The organism is Actinomyces glycerinitolerans, assembly GCF_900098745.1.
Taxonomy (GTDB): Bacteria; Actinomycetota; Actinomycetes; order Actinomycetales; family Actinomycetaceae; genus Actinomyces; species Actinomyces glycerinitolerans.
Genome location: NZ_FQTT01000011.1, coordinates 94,203 through 110,567, shown reverse-complemented (window position 1 = coordinate 110,567; position 16,365 = coordinate 94,203). Strand labels below are relative to the sequence as shown.

Below are 16,365 nucleotides of genomic sequence, written 5' to 3'. Positions count from 1 at the left end.
AGTGTCCAACCTCCTCCGCCTGATCGGCCGCCGCCTGGTGGCGCTGCCGATCATGGTGCTGGGCGTGACACTGCTCGTATTCGTCGTCATGTCGTTCTCCTCGGCCGACCCGGCGCGCCTGGCGCTGGGGGAGGCCGCCACGGCCGACGCCCTCGAGCAGTACCGCCAGGCCCACCACCTCAACGACCCGCTGCTGCAACGCTTCTGGGACTACCTGGTGGGCCTGGCGCACGGCGACCTCGGCACCACCTTCACAGGCGTGAAGATCACCGACATGGTCGCCAGCGCCTTCCCCATCACCCTGCAGCTGACCTTCATCGGCATCTTCCTGGCCGTTATCGCCGCCACCATCCTGGGCGTGATCGCCGCCCTGTACCGGGACGCCTGGCCTGACCAGGTCATCCGCGTGATCTCCATCCTGTGCCTGGCCACCCCCTCCTTCTGGCTGGCCCTGCTGCTGATCCAGTGGTTCGGCGACATCCCCGGCGCCACCGGCACCTTCCCCTCGGTGGTCACCCAATGGGTCTCCTTCGGCGATGACCCCGGCGCCTACGCGCGGCAGATCTTCCTGCCCGCCCTGGCCGTCGCCGTCCCCAACACCGGCACCCTCACCCGCGTGGTGCGCACCGCCATGGTCGAGGAACTCGACCGCGACTACGTGCGCACCGCCATCGGCGCCGGCATCCCCAAGCACGTCGTCGTCGCCCGCAACGTGCTGCGCAATGCCCTGATCACCCCGCTGACGGTGCTGGGCCTGCGGCTCGGCTACGCCATGGGCGGCGCCGTCGTCATCGAGATGATCTTCAACATCCAGGGGATGGGACAGCTCATCTTCCAGGGCATCACCCGCAATGACGTCAACATCGTCCAGGGCGTGTCCATCACGGTCGCACTGGCCTTCATCATCATCAACATCGTCGTTGACATGCTCTACGTGCTGGTCAACCCGAGGATCAGGAGCGTCTGATGCCCCACCGCCGCACACTGGACAAGGTTGCCGCCCCCGGCCTGCGCTTCCAGGGCTGGCGCCGCCTGCCGCTGGGCTCCAAGATCGCCGTCATCGTGCTGGCCCTCATCGCCCTGATGGCCGTCTTCGCCCCGCTGGTGGCCCCCTACCATCCGGGCGCCACCGGCCTGGCCTCCGCCGAGACCATCACCCATGTGGAGGGTGTGGGCGACGTCGTCTCCTCCGACCCCGCCGTCGCCCCCTCCGCCGCCCACCTGTTCGGCACCGACGCCACCGGCCGGGACATCTTCTCCCGCGCCATCTACGGCGCCCGCGTCTCCCTGGTGGTGGGCTTGAGCGCCACCGGCATCGCCCTGGCCCTGGCCGCGGTCCTCGGCGCCATCGCCGCCACCAGCCGCAAGTGGATCGGGGAGGTGGTCATGCGCGTGCTGGACGTGCTCATGTCCTTCCCCGGCATCGCGCTCGCGGCCGTGCTGGTGCTGGCCATGTCCGCCTCCGGGCTGCCGATGGTGGCCGTGATCATCATCGCCACGGCGGTCGTCTACACCCCACAGCTCACCCGCGTGGTGCGCGCCAATATCCTCGCCCAGTTCGGCGAGGACTACGTGGCCGCCTCCAAGGTCATGGGGGCCCGCGTCCCCTGGATCCTGGCCAAGCACGTGGTGCGCAACTGCGTCGCCCCGATCATGGTCTACGCCACCGTGCTGGTGGCCGACGCCATCGTCTTCGAGGCCTCCCTGTCATTCATCGGGGCCGGCATCAAGGCCGTCAACACCCCCACCTGGGGCAACATGCTCTCCGAGGGCAAGGCCCTGCTCCTGAGCGGGCACTGGTGGCCGACCTTCTTCCCCGGGCTGATGATCCTGATCACCACCCTGTGCCTGAACATCCTCTCCGAGGGCCTGACCGACGCCATGGCCTCCCCGCGCATCCGCGCCCACGTGGACGTCGAGGCCGACGAGGAGGCCATGCAGACCCAGCAGGCCTGGGACGAGGCCGGCCACGCCGTGCGCTCCCACGCCGAGGTGACCGCGGACGCCACCCCCGGCGGGCAGAAGAGCGCCCTGACCGGCGTCGTGGAGCCCGCCGCCGAGGAGGTTCCGCTCGCCGAGCGGTTGGCCTCCCTGCGCGACGCCGAACTGGCCCGCCACGACCGGCTCGCCTACCCCACCCCGCAGGCCGCACCCGTGCTGGAGGTGGAGGACCTGTCGATCGCCTTCCCCGCCCAGCACGGGGAGGTGAACATCGTCGACGGCGTGTCCTTCTCCGTGCGCCCCGGTGAGACCATGGGGCTGGTCGGGGAGTCCGGCTGCGGGAAGTCCATCACCTCCATGGCGGTCATGGGGCTGCTGCCGTCCAGCGCGCGCATCACCGGACGGATCCGCTTCCAGGGCCGCGACCTGCTGGAGCTGAGTCCCAAGGAGCACAACGCCCTGCGCGGCCACGAGATGAGCATGATCTACCAGGACGCCCTGTCCTCCCTGAACCCCTCCATGCTCATCCGCTCCCAGATGAAGCAGCTCACCTCCCGCGGTGGCACCCGCAGCGCCGAGGAACTGCTTGAGCTGGTCGGCCTGGACCCGGCGCGCACCCTGAAGAGTTACCCGCACGAGCTGTCCGGCGGGCAGCGCCAGCGCGTGCTGATCGCCATGGCGCTCACCCGCGACCCCAGCCTGGTCATCGCCGACGAGCCCACCACGGCCCTGGACGTCACCGTCCAGAAGCAGGTCATCGACCTGCTGAACCAGCTGCGCGAGAAGCTCGGCTTCGCCATGGTCTTCGTCAGCCACGACCTGGCCCTGGTGGCCAAGGTCGCCCACCGCATCACCGTCATGTACGCCGGCCAGGTGGTCGAACAGGCCACCACCGCCGAACTGCTGACCAACCCCGTCCACGAGTACACCCGCGGCCTGCTCGGGGCGGTGCTCTCCATCGAGGCCGGATCCAAGCGCCTGCACCAGGTGCGCGGCACCGTGCCCAGCCCGCAGGAGTTCGTGGCCGGCGACCGCTTCGCCCCGCGCTCATCCCACCCCGACGTCGGCCTGAACACCCGCCCGGTGCTGAAGCCGGTGGCCGGCGCCGGCGAGCACTACTACGCCATCACGCCCGAGCTCGAGGCGATCCTCGCCAAGGAGGCCCACTGATGCCCACCGACAAGTACGCCGGCTGGAATCCCGAGACCGATCCGGTCATCGAGCTGCGCCACGCCCACGTCATTCACAAGTCCCGCACCGGGAAGCTGTTCCGCCCCGACACGGTCCACGCCGTCAACAACGTTTCCTTGAAGGTCAAGCGCGGCGAGACCCTCGGACTGGTGGGGGAGTCCGGCTGCGGGAAGTCCACCACCGCCCGCGTCATGACCGGCCTGCAACCGCTGACTCGCGGCGAGGTCTACTTCAAGGGGCGCCCCCTCGGGCACTCCGCCGCCGACCGGCGCGCCCTGGGCCGCTCGGTGTCCGTGGTCTTCCAGGACCCGGCCACCGCGCTGAACCCGCGCATGATCGTGCACGACACGCTCATCGACCCACTCAACGTCCACGGCATCGGCTCACCCGCCGAACGCGAGGCGAAGGTCCGCGACCTGCTGCACCTGGTGGGCCTGCCGCCCAGCGCCCTGGAGGTGCTGCCCCGGCAGATCTCCGGCGGCCAGCGCCAGCGCGTCGCCATCGCCCGGGCACTGGCCCTGGACCCGGACATCATCGTCGCCGATGAACCCACCAGCGCCCTGGACGTGTCCGTGCGCGCCCAGGTCCTCAACCTGCTGCAGGACCTCAAGGCCGCCCTCGGTCTGGGGCTGGTGTTCATCAGCCACGACATCAACACGGTCCGCTACGTCTCCGACCGCATCGCCGTCATGTACTTCGGCAAGATCCTGGAGATGAACACGACGGCGGAGATCTTCGCCCACCCCCAGCAGGAGTACACGCGCACGCTGCTCGGCGCCGTGCCCTCCCTGCTCGAGGCCTGACCGCTCGTCCTCGGGGCGCTCCCCGCGTAGGCGGCATCGTATGCGGCCGGATCCACTCGGGTGGATCCGGCCGCCGCCTGTGTGCCGACGGCTGCGCGCGGCGGAAAAAGCGATTTCGGTAATCTAAATGAACCCGTTCAGTTGAGGCGGCTCATACTTCGTTCCGAAACGGTAATTCTAGGAGCCGCAGCCGGTCCGAGAAACGCTTGACGAGCGTGCGAGGGTTCGCTACCTTTATCTTGTCGGCGGATCAAAGCGGATCCGCCTACGAGGTGCTCAGGCGCGAATCAGTTCGGCACGACATTTCGAGGAGGGTCTCATGCATGCTGCGTCTGCCTGGCGTATCACTACGAATGCTCGGCGTCGTCGCTCCGCTATTCGCGAGGAGCGCGGGCCCTCTCTGACGCAGTCCTGACCCGCCACCAGCCAGAGCCGTTGGTGGCGCCCGCTGAGCCGCGGGCGATCCCCTTCCACCCCGGAAACGAACTCTCCGGGTGAAGTGCGCCCCTCCCGCCCCCGAGGGCGCTGAATGAGAACGACGTCGGGCGCCGTGCTCGGCCCGTATTGACCGGATCTCAGCGATTTCCTGGAGCGTACCCGCTCGGTGTCGCCTAATACCGGAGCCATTTTCCAGGGGGTACTGCGCTTATTTTCAGAATGGAGACAGCAAATGTATGCGGCTTCTTATGATGGCGGACTGGCGGAAACGGTTGTCGGCGCGCCCACGGGAAGCATTATGTTCGACTTCCGCGCCACCGCCGATGGCAATCTCGTAGAGATCGATGGCGGCGTGCGCGGCAGGCTCTCCGCCCGGATCAAAGGCGGCTACCTTGTCTACGAGGCCGCAGTTGACGGGAACTGGGGCCTGATCGAGGCCGAGGACACCAGGGGGGTGGCCGACGGTTACTGGCACAGCGCCGTGATCACCGTGACCGCGCGCGGCACGCGCCTGTACGTCGACGGCTATCAGGCGTTCTGCGCGACGACGACGGCGTTCCTGGGTGATCTCGGCGCCGACGCGTCCGTCCGGGTCGGTGACCTCGGCACACCGGAGATCGCCGACTTCACCGTCTCGCGATCCGTGCCTAGCGCCCGGGAGGTCATTACCCGTGCGAGAGTCGCCCAGCCGGCTGTGGAGTTCGCTGCGAACCGCCTGGACGAACTCGATGTCGCTCGTTTCGCCCAGACGCGGCGGGGAGCCGTCGACCTGAGTTTTCGCGTGCGCGGTCGCATGCAGGAGGGAACCCTGTTCGCCGCCGGTGCCGCCGGCGACGAACGCCTATCGCTGCGGGTGACACCCACGGGAATCGTCTACCGCGCGGTCGCCGGAGTCGGTCGGGTCCGTGAGGCCGTCGCACAGGGCAGATGGGGTGACGGCCAGTGGCACCGTGTGGCCGTGGTCTGCGGGCACGGGGCCGTGGACATATACGTGGACGGGTACCGAGAGGCCCATGTGCCGGGCGAGTTCTTCCTCGGCGACATCAACGGCCTCGATGAGATCGTCATCGGCCAGGACTGCCATGGCGTCCGTCTGTCGGGGGAGGTGCAAAGCGCCGCGATCTTCGAGCAGGTCCTCGGCGATGAGCAGATCAAGCGGCTCCACGGCGTCGAGCCCATACAGACTGACGCGCTCTTCGACCGGGGCTTCCACGACTCCGCCTCCTACCGTATCCCCTCGCTCCTGACGCTGACCTCGGGCACCATACTCGCAGGGGCCGACCAGCGCGTATTCAACGCCAACGACGCCCCTAACGACATCAATTTCGTTGTACGCAGGTCGCTGGACGGGGGAGAGACCTGGGGGCCGCTCCAGACGGTCATCGACTGCCCCGGTACGGGGGAGGATGCCGCTTGCGTCATCGACTCCTGCATGGTTCAGGACCCGGCGACCGGCAGGATCCACGTGTTCGTCGACCACTTCCCGGGCGGCATCGGCCAGCCCAACTGCTGGGCGTCCACGGGCTTCGACTCCAAGGGCCGCAGACTGGTTCGGGACCTCGATATGGGGCGCTACTACGTGGATGCCGACGGCGCCGTGTACACGGCAGCGGGGGATCCCACCGACTTCCAGGTGGACGCCGCACTCAACATCACCCGGTCCGGGCGCCCCGCCGGAAACCTCGATCTCGCGCCAGGGACGGACCCGGAACAGTCCCTGTTCGCCATCCCGACGTCCTACCTGCAGCACGTCTACTCTGATGACGATGGCCTCACCTGGTCGGAGCCGGAGGACCTCAACCATGCGCTCAAGGAGCCGTGGATGAGATTCCTCGGCACCTGCCCGGGAAACGGAATCGTCCTGCGTCACGGTGCGAACTCCGGCCGGATCTTGATCCCGGTGTACTTCAACAACGACCACAACTGGCTCGCCATGTGCGCCACCGTCATCTACTCGGACGACCACGGTGAGACCTGGACGCTGGCTTCCAGCCCGAACGATGGGCGGCCCACCCCTGCGGGCCCCCTCGTGCCGGCCGAGTTCACCGATGAGCAGTACTCGCTGCACGAGGCCACTATCGTCGAGCGGGCCGACGGCTCCGTGCTCATGCTCATGCGCAATCAGGATCCACGCGGACGCGTGGCGACTGCGGAGTCGCCCGACGGCGGTGTCACCTGGGGTGAAATCACCTTTGATGAGAGCCTGCCGGAGATCTGGTGCCAGCCCAACGCCGTGGCACTCACCTCGCCCGCGGGGGAGGACCGGGTTGTCTTCGCCAACGCCTCCCTCATGCTCCCCTACCGCGGCTGCGGCGTGCTCCGGCTGAGCCTGGACGGGGGGCAATCGTGGGAGCGGTCCCGGACTTTCAACCCCGCGCACTACGTCTACCAGTGCATGTGCGAACTGCCCGACGGCAGGATCGGCCTCCTGTGGGAGAACGAGTGCCAGGGCCTGTACTTCTCACGCCTGCCGCTGAGCTTCTTCGGCATCCCCCTTGCCCCCGCCGAGGTGAATGAGGAGGCGCAGACCGCCGACTGACCCGTGATTTCCCTGAGCGACCGCCCCCCCCTGCGCTCGTCGCTCACCTCGTAGCACAAACAGCACACGTCCAATCCAAAGGAGAAGCAATATGTTCCTTTCCACCCCTCAGACCTACCCATACGCATTCAGCCGACGCGGATTCATGGCGGCTTCCGGCGTCGGCATGCTCGGCCTGCTCGCTGCGTGCGGCGCCTCCGGCTCCGCAGAATCCGAGGAAACCGGTCCGCTCAGCGGCACGGTGACCATGTGGTCCTCGTTCACCCAGGGCGCCCGCGCCGACTGGATGCAGCGGATGGCCGACGCCTTCCACACCGAGAACCCCGGCGTCACGGTCAACATCGAGCAGTTCTCATGGGGCGAGTTCAATACTAAGTGGACCACTGGACTCACCGCCGGTCAGGTCCCCGACATCTCGACCGCACTGCCGAACAACGTCGTGGAGATGATCAACGCCGAGGCTCTCGTACCCCTTGACGAGATCATCGACTCCATCGGCCGTGACCGCTTCCCGCAAGCCGCGCTCAAGGAGGGGCAGGCCGACGGCATCTCCTACTCCGTGCCTATCTACTCCCACGCGCAGGTGATGTGGTACCGCAAGGACTTGCTCGAGTCATACTCCCTGTCCGTTCCCGAGACCTGGGATGACCTGGCTGAGGCTGCCAAGACGATCGGCCGCTCCAACGACCTCTACGGCCTCTCCGTGCCCCTGGGCGCCGGGGACGTGCTGGGTGCCCGCTACCTCAACTTCTACGTGCGTTCAGCGGGAGAGCGCCTGCTCAAGGATGACGGCTCCGCGAACCTCACCTCCGCCGCCGCACTCGACGGAATCAAGTACTGGGTCGACCTGTACCGCACCGTCTCCCCGTCGGGCTCCCTCGACTACTCCGTACTCGACCAGGCCACGCTCTTCTATCAAGGCAAGACGGCCTTCGACTTCAATTCCGGCTTCCACATCTCCGGAGTGCAGGAGAATCGCCCCGATCTCAGCGAGTCGATCGCGGCCGCGCCACTGCCGCGCCTGAAGCGCACCGACTCGGTCAACTACCCGGCGGAGATCTCCAACATCCCGCTGGTGGTCTGGGAGGCGTCCGCGGTCAAGCGTGAGGCCAAGGCCTTCCTCGAGTACCTGTTCTCAAAGGACGAGTACATCGACTTCCTTCACGCCATCCCCGGCGGCATGCTGCCGGTCCTGACCGACATCGCCGAGGACTCGCAGTACCTGGACAATGAGACCATCACCAAGTACTCCGACTCGATCCAGGTCATTCAAGACCAGGTCGGTGTCGGCTCTGCCATTGGCATGGAGGAGGGGCCGCTCGTCCAAGCGGGCATCCTGACCAGTCAGGGCATGATCGAGAAGATGTTCCACTCTGTGATCATCGACGCCGTGGACATAGAGGCCGCGGCCAAGGACTGCGAGGACAAACTGAACAGCGCCTTCGAGGCGGCTGGTGCCCAGATCGGCTGAGCCGGCAGCCGACTCATGAAGGTGGTGGCGGGTGCATCCCACCCGCCACCACCGACGGGAGCGGAGACTATGAATCGCATCAAACAACTCAACTGGACTGGCATCGCCTTCGTAGCCCCATCGATAGTCGTGGTGCTCGCGCTGCTCATCTACCCGGTGCTCTCGAGCATCTGGTTCTCATTCACCGACAAGCATCTCCTGCGCACGAGTTACGACGTCGTCGGGCTCAAGAACTACCTGGCCGTCCTGACGTCGTCGGACTACTGGAACGCCTTCGGCGTCTCCATCAAGTGGACGGCTCTGTCGATCGTGTTCCAGCTGTTCACCGGCCTGATCCTCGCCCTCGCTCTGGACCGCGTACCGAGGGGATCGGCCCTGTTTCGGACCCTGCTGATCGTCCCCTGGGCGTTTCCCGCCATCATCACCGCCTTCGCGTGGAAGTGGATCCTCAACGACGTCTATGGCGTCGTCCCGAATCTCCTGACGGCCTCGGGGCTGACGGAGGCGAACATCGCTCTCCTGGGAAACCCGAGCTTCACGTTCTGGGTGGTGCTGGCCATCAACGTCTGGTTCGGTACACCGATGTTCATGGTGAACATCCTCTCTGCACTCAAGACGATTCCCCAGGAGCAGTACGAGGCCGCAATGGTTGACGGCGCCACGGGGTGGCAGCGCTTCCGCTTCATAACCCTGACCCACATCCGGGAGGTCATCGCCCTGTTGGTGATCCTCCGTGTGATCTGGATCTTCAACAATTTCGACATGCTGTTCCTGTTGACCGGCGGCGGGCCGGGCAACAGAACGACCACCCTGCCGATCTTCGCCTATCAGGAGGGGTGGAACCTGCGGCAGCTCGGAGTCGCCTCTACCGTCACCGTGCTTCTGCTGGTCTTCCTGCTACTGGTTGCGGTGGGCGCCTTCAAGATCATGAACCGTTGGAATCGAGAAAGGGGCTGAGCCATGCGTCGCGTTGGTCAGAGTCGGTGGGGAGTAGCAGGTGTCTATGCGCTGCTCACTGTTGCGTCATTCATTGCGGTGTTCCCGCTGCTGTGGGTCATCACCTCCTCATTCAAGACCTCCGGTGAACTGGCCCAGAACCCGCTGCAGCTGTTCTCCTCGTCTCCGACGCTGGAGCACTACCGAAAGGTCGTCACCGAGATCGGCTTCCTCAGGAACCTGAAGAACTCGCTGCTCATCGCCGGCTGCTCCACGGTCATCGCCGTCTTGGTCTCGCTGCTCGGCGCCTACGGCATTGTCCGGTTCTTCCCCCGCGTCGGGCGGCAGCTCACCAAGCTCCTCATCAGCACCTACATGTTCCCTCCGATCCTGCTGGCCATTCCGTACACCGTCACGATGGTCAAGCTCGGACTCATGAACAGCTACGTTGGCCTGGTGATCGCCTACCTGTCGTTCTCCATCCCGTACGCGATCTGGATGCTCATCGGCTTCTTCCAGACGGTTCCGATCGGGATAGAGGAGGCGGCCGCCGTCGACGGCGCCAGCAGGTTCAGAGTCTTCTGGCAGATCTCGGTCCCCATCATCATGCCGGGAATCGTCGCCACCGCCGTGTACACCTTCATCAACACCTTCAACGAGTTCCTCTACGCTCTGCTGTTCATCACGGACTCCGACAAGATGCCCGTCGCCGTTGGCCTGTATTCCTTGCAGGGATCGGAGGTACTCGACTGGGGCGCCATGATGGCCGCCTCGGTGATCGTCATCGTCCCCTCGGTGGTGTTCTTCATGCTGATCCAGAAGCACATCGCCGGCGGACTGTCGGAAGGGTCGGTGAAGTAACCGCCCCGTCGCTCGGTGCGCACGCTGCTCCGGGCCCGGCGCGCCATCCGTATCGGAGCGCTCGGATGCGGCGGTGGGTGGCGTGCGCGCTCCATATCTGGCACACTTACAACAGACATCAGACGTCCGATCAATTTTCAATGGAGAGAGCTTTACATGGACATCCGCTTCACCGGCGTCATACCGCCGGTCGTCACCCCCTTCAACCACGGCGAGATCGACCTGGACTCCCTCGGCCGCACCGTCGACTTCCTCATCTCCTCCGGCGTGCACGGCCTGTTCGTCGGCGGCTCCTCCGGCGAGGTCGCCTACCTGACCGACTCCCAGCGCGACGCCGTCATCGCCACCGTCGTCGAGCGGGCCGCCGGGCGCGTGCCCGTGCTGGCCGGCGCCATCGACACCACCGCGCACCGGGTCATCGAGCAGGCCAGGCGGGCCGAGGTGCTCGGCGTCGACGCCGTCGTCGCCACCTGCCCCTTCTACGCGATCAACGACGCCGCCGAGATCGCCGACCACTTCCGCGCCATTGCCGCCGCGCTGAACGTGCCGCTGCTGGCCTATGACGTGCCGGTGCGCCTGAACGGCAAGAAGCTGGGCCGCGACCTGCTCGTGGCCCTGGGCAAGGAGGGCGTGCTCGCCGGCGTCAAGGACTCCTCCGGCGACGACGTCGGCTTCCGCCGGCTGGTGGCCGCCAACGCCGCCGCCGGTCACCCGCTGGCCGTGCTCTCCGGTCACGAGTGCGTGGTGGACGGCACGCTGCTGCTGGGTGGGGACGGTTGCGTGCCCGGATACGGCAACGTGGACCCCGGCCGCTACGTGGCGCTGTGGGAGGCCGCCCAGGCCGGAAACTGGGCCGTGGCTCGCGACCTTCAGGACCAGCTGTGCGCGGGCTTCGAGATCGTCTACGTGCCGCGCGGCCGCTCCGGCGACGCCACCGGCATCGGCGCCTTCAAGACCGTCATGGCCGCCCAGGGCACCATCGACACCAATGACATGGCCTTCCCGGTGCGGGCCCTGGACGGCGAGGCCCGCGACGGCGTGCTGGCGATCGCCCGCGCCCAGGGGCTGATCTGAGATGCCCGCCGTCGCCGGCCCGGCCGACCGCCCGGTCGCGACCGCGGAGGACCTGATCGGCGTGGACGTGGGCGGCACCAAGATCGCCGCCGCCCGCGTCGCCCCCGACGGCGCCCTGCGCGGGGGCGTGCGGGAGGTGCCCACCCCCGCCCATGCCGGTCCGGCCGCCATGCTCGACGCCATCGCCGGCCTCATCGTGGCCGTCGCCGACGACGGCCCGGGCGCGCCGACGTCCCGGCGCCCCGGCCCGGTGGCGGCGGTCGGCATCGGCTCGGCGGGAGTGATCGACGCCGAGCGCGGCACGGTCATCTCCGCCACCGACGCCATCGCCGACTGGGCGGGCACCGACATCGCCGGCGGCGTGGCCGCGCGCCTGGAGGCAGCCGGCCTGCACGGCCCGGACGGCGGGGCGCCCGCGGTGCACGTCGACAACGACGTCAATGCCTACGCCGCCGGCGAGGCCTGGATCGGGGCCGGGGCCGGGGCCGCCTGCGCGCTGGTCGTCGCCGTCGGCACCGGCGTGGGCGGGGCGGTGGTGCTGGACGGGCGCGTCCACCACGGGGCGCACGGCCTGGCCGGGGAGCTGGGGCACATGCCCAGCGCCCTGGCGGCGGGGGAGCGGTGCAGCTGTGGGCGCCCCGGCCACCTCGAGGCCGTCGCCGCCGGCCCGCAGATCGCCCGCCGCTTCTGCGAGGCCACCGGCGCCCAGGACGTGACCGGCGCGCTCGCCGTGGAGCGCCTGGCTCGCGCCGGTGACCCCGACGCCCGCCGCCTGTACCGCGAGGCCGCCACCGCCCTGGGGCAGGCCATCGCCGGCGTCGTCACCGTCCTGGACCCCGACCGGGTCATCATCTCCGGCGGGCTGGCCCGCTCCGGGCCGCTGTGGTGGGAGCCGCTGCGCGAGACCGTGCGCCGCGAGTTGGTCGAGCCGGTAGCCACGGAGCTGCAGCTGCTGCCCGCCGCCCTGGGCACGACGGCGCCCATCGTCGGCGCCGCCCACCAGGCCGCCCAACGCCTGGCGGACGCCCGCTGAGCCCACCCACCGCAAAACACCTGCGCGAATCAGGAGGCACCATGACCACTCTTGACCCCGTACTCGAGCGTCTGCGCGGCGGACTGATCGCCTCCGCGCAGGCCTATCCCGGCGAGCCCATGCGCGATCCCCGCACCATGGACCAGGTCGCCCAGGCCTGCGTCGCCGGCGGCGCCGTCGGCATCCGCGCCCAGGGACTGGCCGACCTGGCCCTGATCACCCAGCACGTGGACGTGCCCGTCATCGGACTGTGGAAGGACGGTGCGGGCGGGGTGTTCATCACCCCGACCCTCACCCACGCGATCGCCGTGGCCGCCACCGGCGCGCAGATCGTCGCCCTGGACGGAACCCGCCGTCCACGCCCGGACGGACGCAGCCTCGCCCAGACGATCACCGCACTCAAGGCCGCCCGCCCGGGCGTGCTGGTCATGGCCGACTGCGGCAGCCTGGACGACGCCCGAGCCGCCCAGGACGCCGGCGCCGACATCCTGGGCACCACCCTGGCCGGCTACACCGGTGAGCGTCCCCCCACCACCGGGCCGGACCTGGAGCTGGTGGACCAGGTGGCGGCGATCGCGCAGGTGCCGCTGGTGGTCGAGGGACGAGTGCACACCCCCGCCCAGGCGGCAGCCGCCATGGACCACGGCGCCTTCGCCGTCGTCGTCGGTACCGCCATCACCCACCCGACGACCATCACCTCCTGGTTCGTCGACGCCGTCGCCCACCGATGACGGGACCCGTGGGGCGCGTGTGACGAGTGCGGCCGAAGTGTTTGTTGTGGGCCACAAAACGGTACGCCACGCCGAGGAAAACGCCGTCGTATCTGACAAATCGCCCCATTTATGCATAGCGTTACGGCCAGCGGCACCGCTCCAAGGTGCCCAACCGTCACCTAGACGTCCAAATCACCAACCGAGAGGCAGATACATGTCCATCAACCGCACCGAGCTCATTGCCGCCATCGCTGAGAAGGCCGGCCTGACCAAGACCGACGCCGACGCCTTCCTCGGCGCCTTCCAGGACGTCCTCGTTGAGAACGTCACCAAGGGCGAGGCCGTCAAGATCACGGGCCTGATGGGTGTCGAGCGCGTCGAGCGCGCCGCTCGTACCGGTCGCAACCCCCGCACCGGCGAGGAGATCCAGATCCCGGCCGGCTACGGCGTGAAGCTGACCGCCGGCTCCGCCCTGAAGAAGGCCGCCTCCGGCAAGTGACCCCCTAGGGAACCCGGGGCGTGCGGGCCCGCCAACGGCGGCCCGCGGAAGCCAACGGATAAGGCGCGTCGTCCTACACGGGCGGCGCGCCTTCGTTGTACCCGTTCCCTGCCACCCCTGCCCCCTCACCGAGACCCGCACTTGTTGCCTGCCGAGGCCGGTCCCTGTGACGGTCCGGGACCGGGTTCCTCCTGCCGGATGAGCCGAGGCCTGCGCCAGCCCCGATACCTTCGAGTCATGACCGCCCCGTCGCCGCTCCCGCCCCCGGGTGGGCCCGCCGTCCCCGGCCCCTGCCCCGCCCTGTTTCTCGACTCCCTGGCGAAGGCCTTCGGCCCAAAGATCGCCGTCAACCTGCTCTCCCTGGCCATTCCCGCCGGCAGCCTCTACGGCATCGTCGGCCCCAACGGGGCGGGCAAGACCACCACGCTGTCCATAGCGACCGGCCTGCTGCTACCCGATTCCGGACGCGCCCTGGTCCACGGCGTGGACGTATGGGCCGAGCCCGCCCGCGCGAAGGCCCTGCTCGGCGTGCTGCCCGACGGGTTGCGCACCTTCGACCGCCTGAGCGGCCTGGAACTGGTCACCTACTCCGGCCTGCTGCGCGGCATGCCCCGCGACGTCGTGGTTCCCCGTGCCACGCAACTGCTGCACGTGCTGGACCTGTGGGACGCCGGCACCACCCTCGTGGCCGACTACTCCGCCGGCATGCGCAAGAAGGTCCACCTGGCCTGCGCCCTGGTGCACTCGCCCAGCGTGCTCGTACTCGACGAGCCCTTCGAGGCGGTCGACCCCATCTCCGCCAAGACGATCCAGAAGATCCTCACCGACTTCGCCGCCGCCGGCGGCACCGTCGTCATCTCCAGCCACGTCATGGCCACGGTGCAGCGTCTGTGCACGCACGTGGCGATCATCGATCGGGGCCGCGTCGTCGCGGCGGGCACCACCGCCGAAGTGGCCGCGGGCGCCGACCTGGAGGACCGCTTCGCCCAGCTCGTGGGAGCGCAGGTGTCGCAGGAGGAGTTGTCATGGTTGCGACCCTCGTCCAACTGAGGTGGCGGATCACCCTCAATGCGCTGCGCAACAACATCTGGGCCACCGTCGGCCTGCTTCTGGGGGCCGCCGGCGCACTGGGGATGCTGGCGCCGCTGCTGCTAGGAGCCGTAGCGCTGGGACGCCTCGATCCCGCAACCGTCACCCTGGTGGCGGGGGCTCTTGGTGCCGTGGTTACCATCGGGTGGACGGTGGTGCCCCTGCTGTTCACGGGTGTCGACGCGACTCTGGACCCGCGCGCCATCGCGGCCTGGACGGCGCCCTCCCGGGCCTTGAGCACGGGGTTGGCGGTCGCCGGCGCCTGCGGGCTGCCCGGCATCATCACCGGGTTGGTGCTGCTCATCCCGGTCCTGACCTGGGCGGTGGCCGGGAGTGCGGGCGCCGCCATCCTCGCGCTGCTGCTCGCCCCTCCCACCCTGGCGACCTGTGTGTTGCTGGGACGCAGTGTCGTCGTGCGCGCGGGAGTCTCCTCCCGGCGCGGCCGGGACCTGCTCGCCGTCGTCGGCTTCTTCGCCGTCATGGCACTCGCACTGCTGCCCTCCCTGGTGAACAGCCTGCTGGACATGGAGCGACTGGAGTTCGGGGGCCTCGCCAGGATCGCGCGCGTGTTGGGCCTGACGCCCTTCGGCTGGGCCCTTGCGGCCCCCGGCTACCTCGCTCAAGGGCGCGTGGCGACGGCGGCGGTGCTGACCGTGGGCGCCCTGGCGCTGCCGCTGCTCCTGGCCCCGATCTGGCACCGGGTCGTGGTACGGGCCATGACGGGGCCCGCGCAAACGCGGACGCGCTCACACGCCTACCATGCGCGTGGGATCGAGGAGGCCGGCGACGGCGCCGAAGGACTCGACGTGCTGCCCTGGCAGCGCCGACTCGAGCGGGCCAGCTCCGGGCCGACGGCGGCCGTGGCCGCCCGCTGCCTGCGCTACTGGCGCTCGGACCCGCGTTACCTGGTACAGGTGGCAACCACCCTCCTACTCGTCGTGGTGTTCACCGGGATGGCCGCCACCAACTATTCCACCGTCATGAGCTCCACCGCCGAGGAGACCTCCATAACGCTCACCGGCGTCGACTTCTCCCCGGGGCAGGCGCCGGGTGTGCTATTCGTCGTCGGGCCGATCATCGCGCTGCTGTGCGGCTGGATGATTCACGACGACCTGGCCTTCGACTCCACGGCCCTGTGGACCCATGCGGCTGCCGGGCTGCCCGGCCGCTGCGACAGACTGGGCAGGGAGCTCGCGGCGGCCATGTGGCAGCTGCCCCTGCTCGCCACCCTCATACTGGTGAGCGGCTGGCTCACCGGTAACTGGCGCGAGGCGCCCGCCTACCTGGGGGCGGGTCTGGGCGTGTACGGCGTCGCCCTGGCCTGGTCGAGCCTGACCAGCGTGCTGCTGCCCTATGAGACGAACCCGCCGGGGGAGAGCCCCATGAAGTCGCGCACCTCCGGTACCGCCTTCATTGTGGCGTTGCTGCAGATGCTGGGAGTACTGGTGATCGGCGTCGTCTGCCTGCCGGTCCTGGTGCCGCTGATCGTCGTGGTGATGCAGGAGGCCTGGCGCTGGGGCTGGTTGCTGCTGGTCGGCGGGGCGCTGTGGGGCGGGGGAGCCGCCTGGTACGGAGCGGTGCTGGGCGGTCGTCTGCTGGACCAGCGCTACGCGCACGTGCTCGCCACCATCCGCTCCTGGCCCGGCCACGATGCGGTCTGACAGTCGCCGCGGGCTAAACCCGGGGAAAGCTCCAAAACGCGTACGTGTGGCGGGAAGTGGTACGTGTGGCAGAGACGTGAGTGGGAGACGTCGGTAGGACACGTGGTCTCGCGCCG

13 protein-coding genes are annotated in these 16,365 nt (G+C 68.6%); all 13 read left to right on the top strand.

What is annotated here, in order from left to right; translation table 11 throughout:
- Nucleotide 1 precedes the first annotated feature (1 nt).
- On the top strand, nucleotides 2-967 hold the full coding sequence (locus ACGLYG10_RS09045; protein ID WP_073330796.1) for an ABC transporter permease: 966 nt from the start codon (nucleotides 2-4) through the stop codon (nucleotides 965-967).
- Entirely contained in the window at nucleotides 967-3,111 is a 2,145-nt protein-coding gene (locus ACGLYG10_RS09040; RefSeq protein WP_073330793.1) for a dipeptide/oligopeptide/nickel ABC transporter permease/ATP-binding protein, read from the top strand. The genes ACGLYG10_RS09045 and ACGLYG10_RS09040 overlap by 1 nt, the downstream gene beginning before the upstream one ends.
- Nucleotides 3,111-3,935, top strand: a complete 825-nt coding sequence (locus ACGLYG10_RS09035) for an ATP-binding cassette domain-containing protein (RefSeq protein ID WP_073330790.1) — start codon at nucleotides 3,111-3,113, stop codon at nucleotides 3,933-3,935. The genes ACGLYG10_RS09040 and ACGLYG10_RS09035 overlap by 1 nt, the downstream gene beginning before the upstream one ends.
- A gap of 736 nt (nucleotides 3,936-4,671) precedes the next feature.
- Nucleotides 4,672-6,912: an exo-alpha-sialidase gene (locus tag ACGLYG10_RS09030; protein WP_244542635.1), complete on the top strand. Its 2,241-nt coding sequence runs from the start codon at nucleotides 4,672-4,674 to the stop codon at nucleotides 6,910-6,912.
- Between the two features lie 91 nt (nucleotides 6,913-7,003).
- The gene (locus tag ACGLYG10_RS09025; RefSeq protein WP_073330784.1) at nucleotides 7,004-8,383 is read left to right on the top strand and encodes an ABC transporter substrate-binding protein; all 1,380 of its coding nucleotides are present in this window, start codon (nucleotides 7,004-7,006) and stop codon (nucleotides 8,381-8,383) included.
- Between the two features lie 69 nt (nucleotides 8,384-8,452).
- Entirely contained in the window at nucleotides 8,453-9,340 is an 888-nt protein-coding gene (locus ACGLYG10_RS09020) for a carbohydrate ABC transporter permease (protein WP_073330782.1), read from the top strand.
- 3 nt (nucleotides 9,341-9,343) lie between these two features.
- Entirely contained in the window at nucleotides 9,344-10,180 is an 837-nt protein-coding gene (locus tag ACGLYG10_RS09015; RefSeq protein ID WP_073330779.1) for a carbohydrate ABC transporter permease, read from the top strand.
- 156 nt (nucleotides 10,181-10,336) lie between these two features.
- Nucleotides 10,337-11,254: a dihydrodipicolinate synthase family protein gene (locus ACGLYG10_RS09010; protein ID WP_073330776.1), complete on the top strand. Its 918-nt coding sequence runs from the start codon at nucleotides 10,337-10,339 to the stop codon at nucleotides 11,252-11,254.
- A 1-nt stretch (nucleotide 11,255) separates the two neighbouring features.
- Entirely contained in the window at nucleotides 11,256-12,287 is a 1,032-nt protein-coding gene (locus tag ACGLYG10_RS09005) for an ROK family protein (protein ID WP_073330773.1), read from the top strand.
- Between the two features lie 41 nt (nucleotides 12,288-12,328).
- A complete protein-coding gene (locus ACGLYG10_RS09000; protein ID WP_073330770.1) occupies nucleotides 12,329-13,018 on the top strand; it encodes an N-acetylmannosamine-6-phosphate 2-epimerase in 690 nt (229 codons plus the stop codon).
- Between the two features lie 196 nt (nucleotides 13,019-13,214).
- The gene (locus tag ACGLYG10_RS08995) at nucleotides 13,215-13,499 is read left to right on the top strand and encodes an HU family DNA-binding protein (protein ID WP_073330768.1); all 285 of its coding nucleotides are present in this window, start codon (nucleotides 13,215-13,217) and stop codon (nucleotides 13,497-13,499) included.
- Between the two features lie 237 nt (nucleotides 13,500-13,736).
- A complete protein-coding gene (locus tag ACGLYG10_RS08990) occupies nucleotides 13,737-14,549 on the top strand; it encodes an ABC transporter ATP-binding protein (protein ID WP_073330765.1) in 813 nt (270 codons plus the stop codon).
- Nucleotides 14,525-16,249, top strand: a complete 1,725-nt coding sequence (locus ACGLYG10_RS08985; RefSeq protein WP_073330762.1) for a transporter — start codon at nucleotides 14,525-14,527, stop codon at nucleotides 16,247-16,249. Before ACGLYG10_RS08990 ends, ACGLYG10_RS08985 begins: the two co-directional genes overlap by 25 nt.
- Nucleotides 16,250-16,365: the final 116 nt, after the last annotated feature.

Bases quoted from the DNA above. Each gene is read 5' to 3' on its own strand.
- ACGLYG10_RS09040 (WP_073330793.1), top strand. From the start codon at position 967: ATGCCCCACCGCCGCACACTGGACAAGGTTGCCGCCCCCGGCCTGCGC.
- ACGLYG10_RS08990 (WP_073330765.1), top strand. From the start codon at position 13,737: ATGACCGCCCCGTCGCCGCTCCCGCCCCCGGGTGGGCCCGCCGTCCCC.
- ACGLYG10_RS09005 (WP_073330773.1), top strand. From the start codon at position 11,256: ATGCCCGCCGTCGCCGGCCCGGCCGACCGCCCGGTCGCGACCGCGGAG.
- ACGLYG10_RS09030 (WP_244542635.1), top strand. From the start codon at position 4,672: ATGTTCGACTTCCGCGCCACCGCCGATGGCAATCTCGTAGAGATCGAT.
- ACGLYG10_RS09015 (WP_073330779.1), top strand. From the start codon at position 9,344: ATGCGTCGCGTTGGTCAGAGTCGGTGGGGAGTAGCAGGTGTCTATGCG.
- ACGLYG10_RS09000 (WP_073330770.1), top strand. From the start codon at position 12,329: ATGACCACTCTTGACCCCGTACTCGAGCGTCTGCGCGGCGGACTGATC.
- ACGLYG10_RS08985 (WP_073330762.1), top strand. From the start codon at position 14,525: ATGGTTGCGACCCTCGTCCAACTGAGGTGGCGGATCACCCTCAATGCG.
- ACGLYG10_RS09010 (WP_073330776.1), top strand. From the start codon at position 10,337: ATGGACATCCGCTTCACCGGCGTCATACCGCCGGTCGTCACCCCCTTC.
- ACGLYG10_RS09020 (WP_073330782.1), top strand. From the start codon at position 8,453: ATGAATCGCATCAAACAACTCAACTGGACTGGCATCGCCTTCGTAGCC.
- ACGLYG10_RS08995 (WP_073330768.1), top strand. From the start codon at position 13,215: ATGTCCATCAACCGCACCGAGCTCATTGCCGCCATCGCTGAGAAGGCC.
- ACGLYG10_RS09035 (WP_073330790.1), top strand. From the start codon at position 3,111: ATGCCCACCGACAAGTACGCCGGCTGGAATCCCGAGACCGATCCGGTC.
- ACGLYG10_RS09025 (WP_073330784.1), top strand. From the start codon at position 7,004: ATGTTCCTTTCCACCCCTCAGACCTACCCATACGCATTCAGCCGACGC.